The sequence below is a fragment of the Kitasatospora sp. NPDC041917 genome (assembly GCF_055589745.1).
This window is the reverse complement of record NZ_JBVJBI010000009.1, coordinates 215,346-233,145: the sequence shown is the minus strand read 5'-3', so window position 1 is coordinate 233,145 and position 17,800 is coordinate 215,346. Positions and strand designations below refer to the sequence as shown.

21 protein-coding genes are annotated in these 17,800 nt (G+C 74.4%); 8 read left to right on the top strand and 13 right to left on the bottom strand.

The window, feature by feature from the left end:
* Nucleotides 1-119: 119 nt before the first annotated feature.
* From ACZ6EM_RS14150 to ACZ6EM_RS14140, 3 genes are all read right to left on the bottom strand, one after another.
* Nucleotides 120-923, bottom strand: coding sequence for a hypothetical protein (locus ACZ6EM_RS14150; RefSeq protein ID WP_465772460.1), 804 nt, complete (start codon nt 921-923; stop codon nt 120-122).
* On the bottom strand, nt 920-1,492 hold the full coding sequence (locus tag ACZ6EM_RS14145; protein WP_465772459.1) for an RNA polymerase sigma factor: 573 nt from the start codon (nt 1,490-1,492) through the stop codon (nt 920-922). The genes ACZ6EM_RS14150 and ACZ6EM_RS14145 overlap by 4 nt, the downstream gene beginning before the upstream one ends.
* Nucleotides 1,493-1,882: 390 nt before the next feature.
* Nucleotides 1,883-2,356 carry a MarR family winged helix-turn-helix transcriptional regulator gene (locus ACZ6EM_RS14140; RefSeq protein ID WP_380630784.1) on the bottom strand — a complete coding sequence of 158 codons (474 nt, stop codon included), beginning with the start codon at nt 2,354-2,356 and terminating at the stop codon, nt 1,883-1,885.
* Between the two features lie 169 nt (nt 2,357-2,525).
* On the opposite strand from ACZ6EM_RS14140, the gene ACZ6EM_RS14135 reads away from it, so the two are divergent.
* Nucleotides 2,526-2,936: an organic hydroperoxide resistance protein gene (locus ACZ6EM_RS14135; protein WP_380544811.1), complete on the top strand. Its 411-nt coding sequence runs from the start codon at nt 2,526-2,528 to the stop codon at nt 2,934-2,936.
* Nucleotides 2,937-3,089: 153 nt separating this feature from the next.
* Here ACZ6EM_RS14135 and ACZ6EM_RS14130 read toward each other — a convergent pair whose 3' ends face one another.
* Complete coding sequence (locus tag ACZ6EM_RS14130; protein ID WP_465772458.1) at nt 3,090-3,443, bottom strand: SHOCT domain-containing protein; 354 nt, start codon at nt 3,441-3,443, stop codon at nt 3,090-3,092.
* Nucleotides 3,444-3,615: 172 nt separating this feature from the next.
* On the opposite strand from ACZ6EM_RS14130, the gene ACZ6EM_RS14125 reads away from it, so the two are divergent.
* Nucleotides 3,616-4,161, top strand: coding sequence for a hypothetical protein (locus ACZ6EM_RS14125; RefSeq protein ID WP_465772457.1), 546 nt, complete (start codon nt 3,616-3,618; stop codon nt 4,159-4,161).
* Nucleotides 4,162-4,260: 99 nt separating this feature from the next.
* Here ACZ6EM_RS14125 and ACZ6EM_RS14120 read toward each other — a convergent pair whose 3' ends face one another.
* From ACZ6EM_RS14120 to ACZ6EM_RS14105, 4 genes are all read right to left on the bottom strand, one after another.
* Nucleotides 4,261-4,911, bottom strand: a complete 651-nt coding sequence (locus ACZ6EM_RS14120) for a LamG domain-containing protein (protein WP_465772456.1) — start codon at nt 4,909-4,911, stop codon at nt 4,261-4,263.
* A gap of 140 nt (nt 4,912-5,051) precedes the next feature.
* The gene (locus ACZ6EM_RS14115) at nt 5,052-5,678 is read right to left on the bottom strand and encodes a CBS domain-containing protein (RefSeq protein ID WP_465772494.1); all 627 of its coding nucleotides are present in this window, start codon (nt 5,676-5,678) and stop codon (nt 5,052-5,054) included.
* 239 nt (nt 5,679-5,917) lie between these two features.
* Complete coding sequence (locus ACZ6EM_RS14110; protein ID WP_401050857.1) at nt 5,918-6,172, bottom strand: hypothetical protein; 255 nt, start codon at nt 6,170-6,172, stop codon at nt 5,918-5,920.
* 178 nt (nt 6,173-6,350) lie between these two features.
* Nucleotides 6,351-7,550, bottom strand: a complete 1,200-nt coding sequence (locus tag ACZ6EM_RS14105) for an FAD-dependent monooxygenase (RefSeq protein WP_465772455.1) — start codon at nt 7,548-7,550, stop codon at nt 6,351-6,353.
* Nucleotides 7,551-7,671: 121 nt separating this feature from the next.
* Here ACZ6EM_RS14105 and ACZ6EM_RS14100 point away from each other — a divergent pair, with 121 nt between their 5' ends.
* A complete protein-coding gene (locus tag ACZ6EM_RS14100) occupies nt 7,672-8,385 on the top strand; it encodes a TetR/AcrR family transcriptional regulator (RefSeq protein WP_401050852.1) in 714 nt (237 codons plus the stop codon).
* Between the two features lie 101 nt (nt 8,386-8,486).
* On the top strand, nt 8,487-9,287 hold the full coding sequence (locus ACZ6EM_RS14095) for a HEAT repeat domain-containing protein (protein WP_465772454.1): 801 nt from the start codon (nt 8,487-8,489) through the stop codon (nt 9,285-9,287).
* A 119-nt stretch (nt 9,288-9,406) separates the two neighbouring features.
* Here the strand turns inward: ACZ6EM_RS14095 and ACZ6EM_RS14090 are convergent, their stop codons facing one another.
* Complete coding sequence (locus ACZ6EM_RS14090; protein WP_359903942.1) at nt 9,407-9,772, bottom strand: hypothetical protein; 366 nt, start codon at nt 9,770-9,772, stop codon at nt 9,407-9,409.
* A 272-nt stretch (nt 9,773-10,044) separates the two neighbouring features.
* Between ACZ6EM_RS14090 and ACZ6EM_RS14085 the strand changes: the two genes are divergently transcribed.
* Nucleotides 10,045-10,314, top strand: a complete 270-nt coding sequence (locus tag ACZ6EM_RS14085; RefSeq protein ID WP_359903939.1) for a GlsB/YeaQ/YmgE family stress response membrane protein — start codon at nt 10,045-10,047, stop codon at nt 10,312-10,314.
* Between the two features lie 41 nt (nt 10,315-10,355).
* Here ACZ6EM_RS14085 and ACZ6EM_RS14080 read toward each other — a convergent pair whose 3' ends face one another.
* Complete coding sequence (locus ACZ6EM_RS14080; protein ID WP_452180638.1) at nt 10,356-12,257, bottom strand: APC family permease; 1,902 nt, start codon at nt 12,255-12,257, stop codon at nt 10,356-10,358.
* A gap of 470 nt (nt 12,258-12,727) precedes the next feature.
* Here ACZ6EM_RS14080 and ACZ6EM_RS14075 point away from each other — a divergent pair, with 470 nt between their 5' ends.
* On the top strand, nt 12,728-14,314 hold the full coding sequence (locus ACZ6EM_RS14075; RefSeq protein WP_465772453.1) for a N,N-dimethylformamidase beta subunit family domain-containing protein: 1,587 nt from the start codon (nt 12,728-12,730) through the stop codon (nt 14,312-14,314).
* Between the two features lie 10 nt (nt 14,315-14,324).
* Here ACZ6EM_RS14075 and ACZ6EM_RS14070 read toward each other — a convergent pair whose 3' ends face one another.
* Entirely contained in the window at nt 14,325-14,456 is a 132-nt protein-coding gene (locus ACZ6EM_RS14070; protein WP_401051632.1) for a hypothetical protein, read from the bottom strand.
* A 159-nt stretch (nt 14,457-14,615) separates the two neighbouring features.
* On the opposite strand from ACZ6EM_RS14070, the gene ACZ6EM_RS14065 reads away from it, so the two are divergent.
* Nucleotides 14,616-15,350 carry a polyprenol monophosphomannose synthase gene (locus ACZ6EM_RS14065; RefSeq protein WP_359903933.1) on the top strand — a complete coding sequence of 245 codons (735 nt, stop codon included), beginning with the start codon at nt 14,616-14,618 and terminating at the stop codon, nt 15,348-15,350.
* 100 nt (nt 15,351-15,450) lie between these two features.
* Nucleotides 15,451-16,701, top strand: coding sequence for an FUSC family protein (locus tag ACZ6EM_RS14060; protein ID WP_401051630.1), 1,251 nt, complete (start codon nt 15,451-15,453; stop codon nt 16,699-16,701).
* A gap of 84 nt (nt 16,702-16,785) precedes the next feature.
* Here the strand turns inward: ACZ6EM_RS14060 and ACZ6EM_RS14055 are convergent, their stop codons facing one another.
* Both ACZ6EM_RS14055 and ACZ6EM_RS14050 read right to left on the bottom strand, forming a co-directional pair.
* Nucleotides 16,786-17,235 (bottom strand): SRPBCC domain-containing protein, encoded by a 450-nt coding sequence (locus ACZ6EM_RS14055; RefSeq protein ID WP_465772452.1) that lies wholly within the window; start codon nt 17,233-17,235, stop codon nt 16,786-16,788.
* Nucleotides 17,236-17,239: 4 nt separating this feature from the next.
* Entirely contained in the window at nt 17,240-17,713 is a 474-nt protein-coding gene (locus ACZ6EM_RS14050) for a VOC family protein (protein WP_465772451.1), read from the bottom strand.
* Nucleotides 17,714-17,800 lie beyond the last annotated feature (87 nt).

Sequence of the window (17,800 nt, the reverse complement as noted above, 5' to 3'; positions counted from 1 at the left end):
CCCCCGGCCCCCGGCCCCCGGCCCGCCCCCAGCCTCCGGCCCCGCCCCTCGGCACGCGTGCTCCCCTGCCCCAGCCCGGCACGCGCCCCCACACCGGCCGCTCCGGCAGCCGCACCCGGTCACCGGATCCGCACCACTCCCCGCCCCCGTACCGCCCGGACCGCCAGCCGCCCGGGGTCGGCCCCCGGCCGCGCCGTGACCGCTTCCCGCACCGTCAGCAGGATCTCGCCGTCGTAGCGCTCCGCGAGCACCCGCGCCAGCTCCGCCGCCCCGCCCGGCCGGACGTCCGGCGCCAGCTCCGGCAGCCGGCCCGGGGCGCTGAGGTCCTGGGCCTGGGCCGCCCAGTGGGCCGCGTCGCACCGCTCGCCCTCGGCCGTGTAGTGCACCGCCAGGCAGTGCACGGCCAGCTGGTCCCCGTACTGGGCTGCTATCCGCCACCAGAAGACGCCGTCCGCCGTGCGGCCCATGCCGTACAGCAGGCAGCCCAGGGTGCGGAAGGCGGTCTTCTCGGCGAGTTCGAGATCCAGGGCCAGCTCGCCCGGCTCCACCGCGCCCGCCACCCCCGCGCACAGGTGCCGCAGGTCGCGCCGCAGCTCCGCCCGCCCTCCGGCCCACCGGGTCTGCCCGGGGAGCGCCCCGGGACCGGGTCCCGCCCCCGGACCGGAGCCGGCGCCCGCCCCGGCGCCCGTGCCCAGCCCGGCGCCCGTCCCCGCCGCCGGTCCCGGGCTCGGCCCCGAGGCCGGCGCGTGCGGCGGCCGGGCACCGGCGGGCGGCCTGGCGGGGCGTTCGCGCGCGGCCGGGGCGGGCCGTCGAACGGCGGCGAGCCGCTCGGCCAGCCGGCGCGTGAAGTCCACCGGATCGTGGTCGTCGAACTCCCGGGCCAGCTCACCGGCGTGCACGCGCAGCAGGTCCACGACCTTCATGTCCGCGCCCCGTCGTCGTCCGGGTGCTCCAACAGGTACTCCAGGTGGCGCCGTCCGAGGCTGTAGTAGGTGCGGGCGGTGGTGTGCGCGATGCCGAGGGACCGTCCGATGTCGTGGTAGGACAGTCCCGCCTGGCGCAGCCGGACCACATCGGCCTGGACCGGGGCGGCCCGCGCGAGCTCCTCCATCGCCCAGTCCAGGGCGTCCAGTTCGGCGAGCTCGTTCAGCTCGTCCTGGCTGGTGTCGGGACGGCGCTGGGCGATCACCCGCAGTCGCTTGCGTTCGGTGCGGCGGCGCTCGCGCAGCACGTCCACGACCGCGTCCTTGACGATCTTGAAGGCGAAGGCCTTCGGATCGGGGCTGGCCAGGGCCCGGCGCCAGTTCTTGTAGAGCGTGGCGCCCGCGTTCTGGACGGCGTCCTGGGCGTCCTCACGGTGCCGCAGGCGCTGCTGGGCGTAACGGAGGTACCCGGAGTTCTCGCGAGTGAAGAAGGCCTCGAAGTCGTTCGGCAGGTCGCCGAGCGGGTCGGCTCGCAGGCCCCGCTCCTCGCCCGGCCCGGGAGTGCTCACGCGGCCCCCCTTTCATCGGTCGGCTGGCCGGCCCACCGGGTGGCACGCCGACGGCCCCTTGGGGGCTCGTGGTGTAACCGTCCGGGAGCTCCGGGTTGTTGACCGGATCGGGCGGACAATTGCCGAACGTTTCCGTTCACTTCCGAACAGCGTGGCTGACCTGCCGCTTCGCCCTCACGAGCCCGGCCCGAGGGGCAACAATGTGACCCAGATCACAGGGCGTGGGAGGGTGGCTTGACAAGCCCCACGACCGCACCCCCGACTCCCACGCCCCACCGGCCCGGCCCACCAGCCCGGCCCACCGGCCCACCCCACTGGCCCACCGATCCACCGGCCCACCCGGCGAGCCGCCGCACCGCCGCCGCGCACGGACACCGGCCACTTCACCCCCTACGGAGCCGGCTCCACCTCCGCCGCGTCCAGCGCGGCGGTGACCCGGTCCAGCAGTCCGCGCAGCGCGGCCAGGTCCTCGACCGGCAGCCCGGTCGCCGCGAGCAGCCGGCGCGGGACCTGCCCGGCCCGCTCACGCAGCGCCGACCCCTCGGGGGTCGGCCGGACGGTGACCGACCGCTCGTCCTCCGCACTCCGCTCGCGGCACACCAGTCCGGCCGCCTCCAGTCGCTTGAGCAGCGGGGAGAGCGTCCCGGAGTCCAGTCGCAGCCGCTCGCCGATCCGCTTGACGGGCAGCTCGCCCTCCTCCCACAGCACCAGCATCACCAGGTACTGCGGGTAGGTCAGCCCGAGGTCCCGCAGCAGCACCCGGTACACGCCTCCGAAGGCGCGGGAGGCCGCGTTGAGCGAGAAGCAGATCTGCCGGTCGAGGCGGAGCAGCTCCTCGTCGGCCATGCCGGAATGGGTGGTCATGGACCCATGGTACCGATCACCATCACGCCATTGAGTTGTGCGCAATTGAATTGCGTGCTCTACTGGTCGTGACGCAGCGCCGACCCAGCGGCCGCCGCGAAGCACGCCGGACCGGCAACCGCCCGGACCACCGGCCGCAGGAACACCCAGGACCTGAAGGGACGCCACCATGGACGCGCTCTACACCGCAGCCGCCACCGCCAACGGCCGGGAGGGCCGTGCCGTCAGCTCCGACGGACAGCTGGACCTCGCCCTCGCCATGCCGCCCGCGCTCGGCGGCAGCGGCCAGGGCACCAACCCCGAGCAGCTCTTCGCCGCCGGCTACGCCGCCTGCTTCGCCAGCGCCCTCGGCCTGGTCGGCCGGCAGGCCCGGGTGGACACCAGCGAGGTCTCGGTGACCGCCGAGGTGTCCATCGGCAAGGACGGGGCCGGCTTCGGCCTCTCCGTGGTGCTGCGCGTCGAGCTGCCCGAGTCCCTCGCGGGCGAGACCGGCGAGCTGCTGGTCAAGCAGGCGCACGAGGTCTGCCCGTACTCCCGCGCCACCCGGGGCAACATCCCGGTCGAGCTGGTCGTCGAGTAGGCACCCGGCCGTCGGCCGGTCACCGAGACCCCCCGACCGGCCGACCACGGCCCCGCCCCCCGGCGACGGAGCGGGCCCGCCGCACCCGCAGTGCGGCAGGCCCGCTCCGTGTCGTCCCGGGGGCGATCGCCGCCGGACCGATCGGCACCGGGGTCAATCGCCGCCCGGCCCGTTCGCCGAACGCAGCGTCTCCAGTCGGTGCCGGTACTCCTCCGCGTCGATCTCACCCCGCGCGAACCGCTCCGCGAGCACCTGCTCCGGTGGCGTCCCCCAGCCCCCTTGGCTCCCCCGCCCCGCCTGGCCCCAGCCCTGCGGGCCTCCCGCCCCGGATCCGCCCGTGCCCGGAGCCGCCCGACCGGGTGGGATCGGCTGCCGCGAGCGCGAGAAGTAGCGGAACAGGGCCACGGCCAGGAGCACGACGATCACCAGGAGCAGCAGCGTCCCGAACGCCATCAGCCCCATGCCCCAGCCACCCACGACGTGGCCGTGTCCGTGCCAGTACCTCATCAGGACCTCCTCCTCCGGCCCCGTCGGGGCCCGCCGAGGTGAGCAGCGCCTACCACCATCGTGCGCCCGCCACCGGTGAAAGCGGCATGAGGGAAGCCTGAGAAAACGGTCCGGCGCCCGGCGCGGCGCCCACCGGGGTAGCGTGCCGCTCGTGACCCACCATCCGCCGCCCGTGTCCCACCCCCAGTGGCCCACGGCTCACCAGCCACCCACGGCCTTCCGACCGCCGGACGACGACCGCTCCCCCGAGCAGCTCGTCGCCGCCGGGGTGCTGCGGCGCCACCCGGACCCGCGCCCCGTCCCGGCGCTCGGCCACTCCCCGATCGGCTACGTCACCACCGCGCTCTGGGTCGAGCTCACCGCCCTCGCCATCGCGCCGGCCGCCGCCGAGACCACCGCCGCCGCGCTGCTGCGCGCGATCGCCGACCGCGCCGTGGACGCGGCGCTCGCCCCGGGCAACGAGCGAGCCCCGCGCGACGACCTGTACGTGACCGACCCCGCCCACATCGGCCCGCACCGCCGGGCGGTCTGGTTCCAGCGTTCCGGCCGGCCCGGCCCACCGGGCGCGAACGGCCTGTACGGCCACAACGGCCACAACGGTCCGCAGGGCCTGTACGGCCCACGCGATCCGCACACCCTGCTCACCCCGCTCGACCCGCGCGGCGGGTACGCCCCGCGCGGCCCGATCACCGCCGCCTTCGCACCCCGCGAACCGTAGGCACCCCACGAGCCGTAGGAGCCCCACGGAGCGCCGTCACCTCGGGCACCCGTGAGCCCGCCCGCCCGCTCAGCGCCCGCCCGCTCAGCGCTCGACCGCTCAGCGCTCGACCCGGAGGCCGCGGCAGACCCAGCTGAGCCGGTCCGGCCCGCCGTAGGGCGGCCGGTCGTGGTACGTCCCGTCCGCCACCGACATGTTGACGATCAGGTACGCGTGCCACCCGGACCCGACGCCGTGCAGGTCCGCGTAGACCAGCTCGTCCTCCACGTACCAGTCCACCGAGTTCGCGCCGAGCACCACCCGCAGATCGAAGGTCGCCCCCGGCCCGATCCCGGAGCCCGCGCCGTGCCAGTACCGGTAGCCGCCCCGAACGTGATTGGAGATCTCCAGCAGGTCGGGGTTGTCCGGGTGGTACTCGAAGACGTCCACCTCGTTGCCGCCGTCCCGCCAGGTCCAGATCGCCGGCCAGGCACCCAGTTCGACGGGCAGTGTCACGCTCGCCGACAGCACGTCCCCGACACGGAGCTGGAAGCCGTCCGGACTGCCCTCGGTGGTCAGCAGGTTGCAGCTCCACAGCCCGCCGCTGTGCCGCCGGACCGCCGCGAACACGCCGTCGGGGCAGTAGTCGCGGTTGAGGTAGTCGAGTTTGTGGTCGCTCCGGTTGGTCGGCCCCATCCGGGGATAGGCGCTGCTGCGCCCGGCGATCCACTGACTGGTCGAAGTGAAGTCCGCGTCGAACACGACTGCCACGGCCGCCTCCCCGAAACTCCGCCGTCCCGGCAGTCCGCACTGACGGGCACACAGGGTGAGTTACCCGATACCCTCCGCAGTATGCGAAGCGGATCGTTCGGGTCCGGGACGAACGTGCGAATCGGGGACGGCGCGGCCGGTCAGCCGACCGGCGCCGCCCCTTCGGCCCCGAGCCGGTCGGTCACCGAGACCACCCCGTCCACCGAGCGGCACAGGTTGAGCACGATCGACACCAGGTGCTGCTCGGGCACGGTGCCGCTGAGCACCACCCGCCCCTGGTTGACCTCCACCCCGACCTGCGCCGGGCTGACCCCGTCGATCCGGCCGAGCACCTCCTCGACGATCTCGCGCCGGATCACCACGTCCTCGCGCAGGAACACCCGCAGCAGGTCGCCGCGGCTGACCATGCCGATGACCCGCCCCTCCTCGTCCAGCACCGGCAGCCGCTTCAGGCCGTGCCGGCTCATCAGCCGCGCCGCCGCGACGATGCTGGTGTCCGGTGTGGTGCAGACCGGTTGCGCCGTCATCAGATCGGCCGCGGTCACCTCGCCGTTCGGGCCGGCCTGCGCCGACTCGGGCGCGGGCAGCAGGCTGGCCGGGTCCTCCTGCGCGGCCAGGGTCCGCAGCAGGTCGGCCTCCGAGACCACGCCGAGCGGGCGCGCCTCCGGGTCCACCACCGGCACGCCGGTGATGTCGTACTCGCTCAGCAGCGTCACGATCTCCCGGAATCCGGTCTCGGGGGAGACCAGGACGACGGGGCTGGTCATCACGGATTCGACGGTGGCATGCCGCACGCCGGTTCACCTCGTCCAACGATCCTGCTCCGACCGGACGCGGATCGTCCCGGCCGGTACCGGCAGCATCGCTCGCGGCGGCCCCGATCGCCAGGGGCCAAGGGGCCGAACGGGTGGGACCTTGGGCCCCGGCCCGCGAACACGTTCCCGACACCGGGTCCGCCGGACCGCACCCCGGCCGCGCATCCCCCGGCACCACGCCCCCGACGGGATCACGCGTGCACGGTCGTCCCGCAGGCGAAGGAGACCATCGGCAGGAAGCCGTGGCTCCGGACGTCCGCCTCGGCGACCGGGGAGGTGCAGAACCAGCCCTCCTGGCCGAACACGTTCCGCGGGACGATCGCGTTCGGATCGTGCAGGACCGCGTCCTCGCCCTGGTCGTCCGCGACACCGGAGGTCACGCACGGGCCCGCGTAGAAGGCACCCGGATCGCCGCCGTTCACAGCGCCGGACGCGAAGGCGGTCATCTCGTCGGAGGGTCGGCGGGGGCGGGGGCGGCCGCCGCTCGTAGAACGTTCTTCCAGCGGTGGCCCGCCGCATGTCCGTCCTACGTCCGCCGGCCACCCGGGAGGGCGCGGCCGTCGCACGATCGACTCGCGGGACCGTCCGGGTGGAGGCTCCTGGTGCCGCACCGGGTGTCCCCGGTCAGCCGGCGAGTTCCCTCGGACGGCGCGAGTCGCGCTCGTAGTCCGGCAGTTCCACGCTGCTGACCCGCTTTCCCAGCTCCAGCATCCGCTCCAGCGCCCAGCGCCGGTTGAGCAGCGCGTTGCGGAACCGCAGGCCCGCGGCCGTGCGCGGGGCGAGGAACGGCCCGGTCCGGTCCCCGCCCTTCTGGCAGCCCTGCGCGTAGCCGCGCAGCAGCTGCTCGTACCGCCCGAAGGCGGCCCGGTGGTCGCCGCGCGCCCGGGCCAGCTCGCCCGCCAGGACGTACGCGGCCACCACCGCCGTGCCGGTGCCCATGCCGCCGATGGTCGCCCCGCAGGCGGCGTCGCCGATCAGGGCGATCCGGCCGGTCGACCAGGCGGGCACGTCGGCGCGGCTGATCGAGTCGAAGTACAGCTCGGGGGCGGCGTCCAGGCTCTCCAGCAGCTGCGGCACCCGCCAGCCGAGGCCCGTGAAGGCGGCCCGGACCAGCGCCTTCTGCCGCGCCGGGTCGTGGCGGTCGTGGCGCAGCTCGGGCGAGGCGAAGAGGCAGAACGCGCCGGCCCGGCCCGGGTCGCGGTGGGCGGCACCGACGGACATCAGCCGGCCGGGGACGTTGAGGCCGACCGCGCCCGTCGGCAGCCCGAGGTCGTTGGGCAGCTGCCAGGTGGCCGCGTAGTAGCCGAGGTGGCGGACGTAGCGACGCTCGGGGCCGAAGGCGAGCCGGCGGACGGTGGAGTGCAGCCCGTCGGCGCCGATCACCAGGTCGAACTCGCGTGGCGCCGCGTGCCGGAAGGTGACCCGGACTCCGCTCGGGCTCTCCTCCAGTGCGGTGACCGAGTCGCCGAAGACGTACTCGGCCCGGGCGCTGCTGTGCCGGTGGAGCAGTTGGGCGAGTTCCCCGCGCGGGACCTCCAGGTCGCCGCCGGCGAATTCGGCGGGCAGGTGCAGCAGCCGGCGCCCGTCGGGGCCCACGAAGGTCATCGGGCTGCCGCCGGTGCCGAGCGTGCGCAGTTCCTCCAGGACTCCCATCCGCTCCAGCACGGTCAGGTGGGTGCGGCCGCGGAAGTCGACGTCCTGGCCGCCGTCGCGCAGTGCGGGGGCCAGCTCGACGACGGTCACCTCGAAGCCGTACCGGCCCAGCCAGTGGGCCAGCGCGGGGCCGGCGATGCTCGCGCCCGAGATCAGGACCTTGGTGCTCATGGAAACCACTCCGTCCGGGAATCAGAAAACTGTGTCTAGCGGACACTGTTTGTTGCTGTGTACGGTAGACACAGTTGGCCTGGAAGGACAACCCCCCAGGCCGCGGCCCAGGACGGAGCGGATGATGGCCGAGGCGGCGAACGACACGGTGCGACTGCTCTGGGGGCCGCCGGCCAGACCCACCCGGGGGCCGAAGCCGGCCCTGAGCCTGGAGCGGATCGCCGCGGCCGGGGTCGAGGTCGCCGACGCGGAGGGGCTCGCCGCGGTCTCCATGCAGAAGGTGGCCGGACTGCTCGACTTCACCAAGATGTCGCTCTACCGCTACGTCCCCGGCAAGGCCGAACTGATCGCCCTGATGGTCGAGTCGGCCGTCGAAGCGCCCCCGCACGCCTCGGAGGGTGCCGACTGGCGGGATCAACTCACCGCCTGGGCACATCACTTGGCCGAGTCCTTCGCCCGCCACCCGTGGCTGCTGGACGCCACCGTCGGCGCGCGGGTCATCGGCCCGAAGGAACTCGCCTGGCTGGAAAGGGTGGTGACGGCACTCGACGGCCACGGGCTGACCGGCCCCGAACGGATGGACGCCGCCGTCCTGCTCACCGGGCACGTGCGCGGGATCGCCGCGCAGGCCCGCGCCGCCGGGCCGGCCGCCACCCCCGAGGCCGAACTCCTCGCCGCCCTCGGCACCGTGGTCCAGGAGCACGCCGACCGCTTCCCCGCGGTCGCCGCCGCCATGGCCGACCCGGGCGGCCGCGACCAGGCGCTGGAGTTCGGCCTGGAGCGCATCCTGGACGGACTGGCCGCCCTGATCGAGCGCCGCGCGGACACCGCCTGACCCGCGGGGCCTCCCCGGACCGCCGGGCCGCCTCCCCGCCCGGCGGTGGCACCCGGAAAATCGCTCGGAGCGCCGACGGTCGCTCGCTGGGATCGCGCCCCATGGCGATGTTCGTGCACCTGACCGCCGCGGCGAACGCGCCGCGCATCCGCCGCGCCGGGATCCGCGCCGACAGCCGGGGCCAGGGCGGCGCGCGCGGGGTGTACTGCTTCCCCGTGCTGCCCCCGTACACACTGACCCACCAGTGGCTGCGCGAGCTGGCCCGGTTCGGCCCCAAGGGCGCACTGGTCGCGGTGCACCTCCGGCTGGACGACGAGCAGGAGGTCCTGGCCGGCCACTACCGCGACCGGGCCCGGGGCGTCCAGCAGCCGTTGCGCGCGGCCGAGGCGGTCCGGCGGATCGGCGCACTGGCCGACCCGCGCGGCTGGGAGGTGTTCCTGCCGCGCGCGGTGGGCGCCCGCGAGGTGCACCGGGTCCGCGCCGTGCCGCAGGTCACCGGCTGGCGCTACGTGCCGGGCGCCCACGGCACCCGGCCCTGCACCTGTCAGGGCTGCCGGATCTACGGCGAGTACGGCGGCCGCCGGCTGCGCGAGCGCCACCCGCACCCGCTGGACGGCCCGCCGCCGCCCGTGCCCGTGCTGCTCGCGCGGATCGCGGCGGCCGGCGAACCGGGCGACCCGGCCGAACTGCGCTCCGCGCTGCACTGGTTCGGACGGCGCCGGCGCGGCCCGGTGGACCGGCTCGCCCGGCTGGCCTCCCACCCGGCCCCGGAGGTGCGCGAGGACCTGGTTCGGGCCGTCGGCCGCTGGTCCACCCCGGGCGTCGCCGAACTGCTGGACGGCCTGGCGGAGGATCCGCACCCGCGGGTCCGCGAGGCCGTCACGGCGGTCCGGGACCTCTGAGGTCCCGGCCCGCGGTCGGGCCGTACGCCGGCGCCGGGTCGTTCACGGGTACCGGACCGTTCGCCGGTGCCGGCGCCCTGCCGCCGGTTCGGGCCCCGGCGCCGGATCGTGCGTCGGCGTCAGGAGACGCGCTTGAGCTGCCAGGAGTTCTTCTCCAGGCTCGGCACCGCGGAGTACTGACAGCCGGAGCTGTAGAAGGTGCTCACGATCGTCCAGCCGGCCGGCGGCCAGGTCGAGGCGCAGGCGTTGACGACGGTGCCGACCGGGTAGCCGGTGAGCTGCATGATCTTCTTGGTGTTCGGGGTGAACCCGGAGCCGCAGCCGGCGCTGTTCCACCACTGGACGTCCACGAAGCCGGTCGGCGTCAGCGAGGAGGAGCAGCTGGTGCTGGTGTCGCCGGGCGCGGCCTGGGCCGTCCCCATGGTGAGGGTGAGCGCGGCGGCGGCACAGCCCAGGGTCAGCGCGGCGGAACGAAGTCGAATCACGGGGGGTCGGCTCCTCTCGGCGACGCGGCACGTCCGCGTCCCGCCCATTCCTATCCGTGCGGCCGCGACGGCGGACAGCGGATTTCCGGCCCGACCTGCGGCGGGTTCTCGCCCATCCCGGCCGGGAGCGGCCCGGTGGCACGCCGCCGACCTGCGCGGTCTCCGGTCGACGTGCCCGTTCGCCCGATCCGGGTGATCATGGGACGAACCGCGTCATCGGCGATTCGGCGCACCGGGCCTTCGGCCCGGGTGCGCCCGGAAGGTGGACTGCGATGTTCCAGCTCCTGTGGATTCTGCTCATCGGCTTCGTGCTGGGCGTGATCGCCAAACTCATCCTGCGCGGACCGCAGTCGATCCCCTGGTGGCTGACCATGCTGCTCGGCGCCGCCGGGGCCTGGCTCGGCAACGCCGTCTCCGGCTGGATCGGTGTCCGCCACACCTCGGGGATCGACTGGATCCGCCACATCCTGCAGATCGTCTTCGCCGTCGCCCTGGTGGCCTTCGTCGCCCCCGCGTGGAGCAGATCCCACCAGAACCGCTGACCGGCCGACGCGCCGTGCGGGCCGCCGTCGGCCGGGTTCGCTCAGCCCACGTGGACGGCCGGCCGGCGTGAGCGGTCCGGCTCGGCCTCGCGCAGCACCTCGCGGGTGACCGGGGCGATCTCGCCCTGTCCAAACAGGAAGAACCGCAGGAACTGGGCGAACGGGTTGCCCTCGGTCCACTCGAAGTAGATGTGCGGCTGTTGCCCGGTGAGGTCGCGCACCCGGAGCAGCAGGGCCGCCAGGGCGTTGGGCACGCTGGAGCTCTCCAGGGTGAGCACCCGGTAGCGGTCGTGCAGCACCTCGCCGCGCACGGTCAGTTCGGCCTCGAAGTCGGACGGGTCGAGCACGGTGACCTCGACGAAGACCAGGTCGTCCTCGGCCGGGATGTCGTTGTCCCGCCGGATCTGGTGGATCTTGTCACGGTACTCGGCGAGGTCGCGGCTGTTCGGTTCGTTGGCGATCAGCCGCAGCGGGCGATGGGTGTAGTCCCGGACGAACCGCTCCGCGACGTCGTCCAGCAGCACGTCGGTGACGCGCAGTTCGAAGGCGCGCTTGAGCCGGGAGAGGAACGAGACCAGCATGATGCCCGCGATGAAGCAGGCGCCGATCTTGACCCCGTCCGGCCGCTCGGCGATGTTCACCGCCGTGGTGTAGAGGAACACCGCGGCGATCACCGCGAAGCCGGCCCGCCAGCGGCGCTGCCCGGCCTTGTGGGCGGCGATGGTGACGGCGATGGCGGCGGAGCTGATCAGCACCAGGACGCCGGTCGCGTAGGCGCCGCCCTGGGCGTCCACGTTGGCGTCGAAGATCCAGGTCACCAGGAAGGCGATCAGGGTGAGCACGACGACGGTCGGCCGCACCGCGCGGGCCCAGTGCGGGGCCATGCCGTAGCGGGGCAGGTAGCGCGGCATCAGGTTGAGCAGCCCGGCCATCGCGGAGGCCCCGGCGAACCAGAGGATGGCGATCGTGGAGAGGTCGTAGACGCTGCCGAAGGTGCTGCCCAGGTACTCGTGGGCGAGGAAGGCGAGCGCCCGCCCGTTGGCCTGGCCGCCGGGCTCGAACTGGTCCGGCGGGATGAGCAGCGTGGTGATGAAGCTGGTGGTGATCAGGAAGACGCTCATGATCGCGGCGGCGGTGGTCAGCAGCTTGCGGGCGCCGCGGATCCGGCCGGTGGGCTTCTCCTCGGTGTCGTCCGGGTCGCCCTCGATGTGCGGCATCACGGCGACGCCGGTCTCGAAGCCGGACAGGCCGAGCGCCAGCTTCGGGAAGACGATCAGCGCGACGCCGATCATCGCGATCGCGTTGCCGTGCTCCACGGTCAGCGCGTCCGTCCACTCGGTGAACAGCTGCGGCTCGCTGAACACGTGCCACAGTCCGTTGGCCACCACCACGACGTTGAGCGAGAGGTACACCGCGACCAGCACCACGGCCAGGCCGATCGCCTCACTGAAGCCCTTGAGGAAGACCGCGCCGAGCAGCGCGATCATGATCATGGTCAGCATGATCTGCTTGCCGGTCAGCGCGTCGTGCAGGTGCGGGTTCTCCACCAGGTGCGCGCTGGCGTCGGCGGCGGACAGGGTGATGGTGATCATGAAGTCGGTGGCCGCGAAACCCAGCAGGGTGAGCACGAAGAGCTTGCCCTGCCAGAAGGACAGCAGCCGTTCCAGCATCGCGATCGAACCCTGGCCGTGCGGGCTCTCCTGGGCCACCCTCCGGTAGACCGGCAGCGCGCCCAGCAGGGTGACGGCCACCAGCACGATGGTCGCCAGCGGCGAGACCAGCCCGGCCGCGAGCGCGGCGATGCCGGGCTGGTAGCCGAGCGTGGAGAAGTAGTCCAGGCCGGTCAGGCACATGACCCGCCACCAGCGCCGGCCCTCCTCGTGCGGAACCTCGGCGTGCGGGCCGGGGTGCTGCTTGGCCTTTTCGGCCAGGCCCTCCAGCATCCAGGCCCGGAACCGCCCGCGCCGGGAGTCCTGCCCCGCCCCCGCTTCGGCCGACCCCGACGAAACCACGTGCACCCCTGTCCACGACTCGGCCGGGCGCGGACGGCTCCGGATCCCCTGCGGCCGCCGGACGGCGCGCCTGGTCAGGCTAGGGGACCGGCCCGCCGGGGCCGGGCCACCGCGCCGGTCGACACACCCGGGTGCGCCCGTACGGCCCTGCCCGGTCGCGGGCCGTCCCGGCCGCCTTCGCCGACGCCCAGGGGCGCCCCTGAAGCGCCCCTGTGGCGCCCCCACGGAGCCCGGCGACGGCTGCGGCCCGGCGCGGCGGCCCGCACGGGCCTCGCGAAACACGCGAGGATGTCCGCGCGGCCGACACACCGGGCCGGCGGCCCCCAGCGCGCCGCCACCGACCGGGTCGACGCGCCCACGGCCCCGGACACGGGCACGCACGAGGAAACACGGAGGTCGCGGTGGCGGAGCCGAGCCGGCGCAGGATTCTGGGCCTGGGCCTGATGGCGGCCGCCGTCACCTCCTGCGGCCACCCCCGCCCGGCCCCGGCCGCCGCCACGCAGCCGTCCGCCGCGGCGGCCACGGCGGCCTCGTCCGCCCCGAGCACCCCCGGCAGCCCGGCCGCCGACGGGCACACCGGGCCGACGAGCGAGCGCTCCCGCCCCGGCAACCCCGACTGGGAGATCACCGACCCCGGCCCGGACGACGCCATCGCGGGCTTCGCCGACCGGGTCAGCGTCCTGCCCGGCGAGCCCTTCGGCCTGCACGTCTCCACCCCGGCCGCGGCCTTCACCGTCTCCGCCTACCGGATGGGCTGGTACGACGGCGCCCGCGCCCGGCTGGTCTGGCGCCGCGAGCACGTCCCGGGCAGCCGGCAGGCCGCGCCGCACGTGGACCCGGTGACCCGCACCGTGCTGACCGGCTGGCAGCGCACCCTCGCGGTGGACACCGCCGGCTGGCCCGAGGGCGCCTACCTGCTGCGCCTGGACGCCGAGGACGGCTCCGGCCGGCGCTACGTCCCGCTCACCGTCCGCTCGGCGAGCACCGCTGGCAGGACCGTGATCATGAGCGCCCCGGCGACCTGGCAGGCCTACAACGAGTGGGGCGGCTACAGCCTCTACAACGGCCCGACCGGCGGCCTGGCCACCCGCTCGCTGAAGGCCGTCTTCGACCGTCCGTACGACTACGACCACGGCGCCGGGCTGTTCCTGGTCTACGAGGCGCCCCTGATCGCCCTCGCCGAGCGGCTCGGCCTGCCGCTCGCCTACACCACCGGCATCGACGTGGCCCGCGAGCCCGGCCTGCTGACCGGGGCCGCCGCCGTCCTGTCGCTCGGCCACGACGAGTACTGGTCGCCCGAGCAGCGGGCCAACGTGGTCGCCGCCCGCGACGCCGGGACCAACCTGGCGATCCTGGGCGCCAACTGCTGCTTCCGCCGGGTCCGGTTCGAGCCGACCGACCTCGGGCCGGACCGCACGGTGGTCTGCTACAAGGACGCCTGGGCACAGGACCCGGGCCACCTGTCGGGCGCCCCGGCGACCACCGACTTCCGGGCCGGCCCGGGCGCCGACCCGGAGAGCTCGATGCTCGGCGTCATCTACGACGGCTACCCGGTGGACGCCCCGTACGTGGTCACCTCGCCCGGGCACTGGGCCTTCGAGGGAACGGGCGTCGCGGCCGGGGCCTCGTTCCCGCACCTGGTCGGGGTCGAGTACGACCGGGTGGACACCGGCTTCCCCACCCCCCGCCCGATCGAGGTGATCGCCCACTCCCCCGTGGTCTGCGACGGCCGCCGCTCCCACTCCGACACCGCCTACTGCACCGTGCCGGGCGGCGCCGGGGTGTTCGCCACCGGGACGATGCGCTGGGTCGAGGCGCTGGACGCCCGCGGCCCCGGCGGCGGCAGGGCCGACCACGGCATCGACGCGCACGCCGGGGACCTGGTCCGCCAGGTCACCGAGAACGTCCTGCGCGCCTTCGCCGCCGGCCCGGCCGGCCCGGCCCGCCCGGCCCAGGACAACCTCGCCGCCGTCTACGGCACGGCGTAGCGGGGGCGGCTCAGCCGGTGGACGCTCCGGTCGCAGGGGCGGCCTGCGGCGGAGCGGCGCTGTCGGCGCCGCAGCCGGTCAGCGTGGCCAGTGCGAGGACCAGGGCGGTGACGGGCAGGGCGGTGCTGCGACGAATCGTCAAGGAGGGCGCCGGGTCGGCGTTCGGAAAGGGGCGGCGGCAGCCTCCCACATCGGCCCATCGCGGTCGAACGGGTTTCCGCCCCGGCCGGGGCGGGAGCAGGCCGACACGCCGGATAGACTCGCACGGTCCCATCCGGAGCAGGCACGAGGGAAACAGAACATGGTCGAGGCCTCCCCCAAGGTCGTTGTGGTCGTCCCCACGTACAACGAGCGGGAGAACCTCCCGGTCCTCGCGGGCATGCTCGCGGAGCTTCCGGTGCCCAACCTGCACCTGCTGGTGGTCGACGACAACTCCCCCGACGGCACCGGCGAGATCGCCGACAAGCTGGCCGCGGACTCCGGCGGCACCGTGGGCGTGCTGCACCGCACCGAGAAGGACGGCCTCGGCCGCGCCTACCTGGCCGGCATGGCCAAGGCCCTGGACGAGGGCGCCGACGTGGTGGTGCAGATGGACGCCGACCTGTCCCACCCGGCCTCGGTGATACCCGTGATGGTCGAGACGCTGCTCGCCGACGACACCGCCGTGGTGCTGGGCTCGCGCTACGTCCCCGGCGGCTCGACCGCCGAGGAGTGGCCCTGGCACCGCAAGGCGCTGTCCGCCTGGGCGAACTTCTACGTCAACGCGATCCTGAGCCTCGGGGTCAGGGACGCCACCGCCGGGTTCAAGGCCTGGCGCGCGAGCGCCCTGCGCGCCATCGACCTGCCGACCGTGCAGAGCAACGGCTACTCGTTCCAGGTCGAGATGAACTACCGGGTCGTCAAGCAGGGCCTGTCGATCCGCGAGGTGCCGATCCGTTTCGAGGAGCGGATCGAGGGCGCCTCGAAGATGAGCATGGGCGTGCAGGTCGAGTCCGCGCTGGCCCCCTGGAAGCTGCGCTTCAACCGCGACAGCTAGCGGTCACCGGCGGCGCGCCGGCGCGGCCCGATGCGGGCGTACGGGTGCCGGAGCGCCCCGGGAGCGGTGTGAACGGCGGATGCGGGGAAAGAAGGGCGACATGGCCCTTCTCCCGGAGTCCCTCGCGGACCTGGTCCGCCGCAGCACCCGAGAACCCTTCGTGGTCCAGACCGTCCGGGCCACCGTGGCGGCCACCATCGCCTACGCGGTGGCGACGCAGCTGAGCAGCGAGCCCGCCCCGCTGACGGCGCCGCTGACCGCGCTGCTGGTCGTCCAGGTCACCGTCTACTCGACGCTGAAGACCAGCATCCGCCGGGTCAACTCGGTGGTGGTCGGGGTGCTGATCGCGATCGGGTTCAGCGCCGTGGTCGGGCTCTCCTGGTGGAGCCTCGGGCTGATCATCCTGGCCTCGCTGGTCGTCGGCCGGTTCGTCCGGGTCGAGGAGTTCGTCCAGGAGGTCGCGATCAGCGCGATGCTGATCCTGGGCGTGACCAAACTGGCCTCGCAGGCCTGGGACCGGGTGCTGGAGACGCTCATCGGCGCCGCCGTCGGCCTGCTGTTCAACCTGCTGTTCGCGCCGCCGGTCTGGGTGGACACCGCCGGGGAGTCGATCGAGGACCTCGCCCGGCGGGCCCGCCAGCTGCTCCTGGACATCTCCGAGGAACTGGGCCGCCCCACCCCGGTGGCCCGGGCCGCCGAACGGCTGCACGAGGCCCGGCGGCTGGACCAGGCGATCGCCGACGTGGACGCGGCGCTGCGCCAGGCGGAGGACAGCCTGCGCTTCAACCCGCGGATCAGCGAGGGGCTGCTGTCCCGGCTGGTGCTGCGCACCGGGCTGGACACCCTGGAGATCTGCGTCGTGGTGATCCGGGTGCTGGCCCGCTCGCTGACCGACCTGGCCAAGCGGCGCGCGCCCGGCGAACGGCTCTTCCCGCCGGACGTCGCGTCGGGGCTGGAGGAGCTGCTGGCGCACGTGGGCGACGCGATGGTCAGCTACGCGGTGCTGGTGACCACGCAGGTGAGCCGCAACGCCGAAGAGGCCGAGGGCAGGCTGACCGCCGAGCTGGCGGCGGCCTGGGCCTGCCGGGAGAACGTCGCCCAGGTGCTGCTGCGCAAGGTCCAGGAGCACCCGGAGGCCTGGCAGTTGCACGGTTCGATACTGGCCGAGGTGGACCGCATCCTGGACGAGATGGACCTGGAGCACCGCAGCCGGCGGCTGATGGAGGAGCTGGACCGGGCCTCGGTGGCGAACCGGGAGCGGTTCTCCCGCTACGCCGCGCTGCGCCGTCTGCTGCGCGGCGAGCGGGCCCGCGGCGGCCGGTCCGCCACGGCGGAGCGCCCGGCGGCGTAGGGCGCTCCGCCGTGGCGGACACGCCCCGGCCGGGCGCCGTTCGCCACGGGCCGCGGGCCGCGGGCCGCGGTCACGGGGCCGCGGTCAGGGCATCAGCCAGGGCTGCTGCGGCAGCGGGTGGCCGGTCTCCAGGTAGGTCTTGAGGTTGGCGAGCACCGCCGACCAGCCCTGTTCGGCGTCCGCCCGGGCGGCCTGGTCGGCGAGGTCCACGTGGGTGACGGTGAGCCGGGTGAGGTCCTGCCAGCCCTGGAGCTCGAAGGTGACCCGGGAGGGGAAGGCGGCGTGCTGCTCCTGCGGGCCGGCCCAGGTGGTGACCAGCAGGTGCGGGCGGTCGACCGCCTCGACGGTGCCGATGACGTCGGCGGTCCCGGATCCGTCGGTCCGCTGGTGTTCCCAGGGCGCGCCGAGCAGCCAGGTGGAGACGTTGCGGTGGCCCCAGTAGAGGCCGGACTCGTCGGCGTTGGTGAGCGCGTGCCAGACCCGCTCGGGGGCGGCCCGCAGGTAGGTGATGCCGCGGTGGCTGAAGGCGGTCACGGCCTCACCCCTGCGCCGCGTCGAGCAGCGGCTGGATCTCGATCTTCTGCATCCGCAGCATGGCCGCGAAGACGCGGTCCGCCGTGGCCCGGTCCTCGCCCGCGACCAGGTCGAGCAGCACCCGGGGGGTGATCTGCCAGGAGAGGCCGTAGCGGTCCTTGAGCCAGCCGCACGGACCCGGCTGACCGCCGTCCGCGGTGAGCTCCGCCCAGAGCCGGTCGACCTCCTGCTGGTCCTCGCACTCCACCTGGAGCGAGATCGCCTCGGTGAAGTGGAACGCCGGACCGCCGTTGAGGGCCGTGTACTCGCGGCCGGCGAGCTCGAACTCGACGGTCATCACCGAGCCCGCCGGGCCGGGGCCGGTCTCGCCGTACCGGGTGGTCCTGGTGACCCGGGAGTCCGGGAACAGGGTGGTGTAGAAGGCGGCGGCCTCGTCGGCCCGGTCGTCGAACCAGAGGAAGGTGGTGATCTTCTGCATGCGCCCGACGGTAACGGCGGGCTCCGGCACGGCGGCCGAGCCACGGCCGGGGGTCACCGGATCGGCGCCCCCGGCCGGGCCGGCCGG

Excerpts from the sequence above, each read along its gene's own strand:
- ACZ6EM_RS14095 (WP_465772454.1), top strand. The coding sequence starts at position 8,487 with ATGGCGATGTTCGTGCACCTGACCGCCGCGGCGAACGCGCCGCGCATC.
- ACZ6EM_RS14110 (WP_401050857.1), bottom strand. The coding sequence starts at position 6,172 with ATGACCGCCTTCGCGTCCGGCGCTGTGAACGGCGGCGATCCGGGTGCC.
- ACZ6EM_RS14115 (WP_465772494.1), bottom strand. The coding sequence starts at position 5,678 with ATGACCAGCCCCGTCGTCCTGGTCTCCCCCGAGACCGGATTCCGGGAG.
- ACZ6EM_RS14135 (WP_380544811.1), top strand. The coding sequence starts at position 2,526 with ATGGACGCGCTCTACACCGCAGCCGCCACCGCCAACGGCCGGGAGGGC.
- ACZ6EM_RS14060 (WP_401051630.1), top strand. The coding sequence starts at position 15,451 with ATGGCCCTTCTCCCGGAGTCCCTCGCGGACCTGGTCCGCCGCAGCACC.
- ACZ6EM_RS14085 (WP_359903939.1), top strand. The coding sequence starts at position 10,045 with ATGTTCCAGCTCCTGTGGATTCTGCTCATCGGCTTCGTGCTGGGCGTG.
- ACZ6EM_RS14065 (WP_359903933.1), top strand. The coding sequence starts at position 14,616 with ATGGTCGAGGCCTCCCCCAAGGTCGTTGTGGTCGTCCCCACGTACAAC.
- ACZ6EM_RS14080 (WP_452180638.1), bottom strand. The coding sequence starts at position 12,257 with ATGCTGGAGGGCCTGGCCGAAAAGGCCAAGCAGCACCCCGGCCCGCAC.
- ACZ6EM_RS14140 (WP_380630784.1), bottom strand. The coding sequence starts at position 2,356 with ATGACCACCCATTCCGGCATGGCCGACGAGGAGCTGCTCCGCCTCGAC.
- ACZ6EM_RS14130 (WP_465772458.1), bottom strand. The coding sequence starts at position 3,443 with ATGAGGTACTGGCACGGACACGGCCACGTCGTGGGTGGCTGGGGCATG.
- ACZ6EM_RS14050 (WP_465772451.1), bottom strand. The coding sequence starts at position 17,713 with ATGCAGAAGATCACCACCTTCCTCTGGTTCGACGACCGGGCCGACGAG.
- ACZ6EM_RS14105 (WP_465772455.1), bottom strand. The coding sequence starts at position 7,550 with ATGAGCACCAAGGTCCTGATCTCGGGCGCGAGCATCGCCGGCCCCGCG.
- ACZ6EM_RS14150 (WP_465772460.1), bottom strand. The coding sequence starts at position 923 with ATGAAGGTCGTGGACCTGCTGCGCGTGCACGCCGGTGAGCTGGCCCGG.
- ACZ6EM_RS14100 (WP_401050852.1), top strand. The coding sequence starts at position 7,672 with ATGATGGCCGAGGCGGCGAACGACACGGTGCGACTGCTCTGGGGGCCG.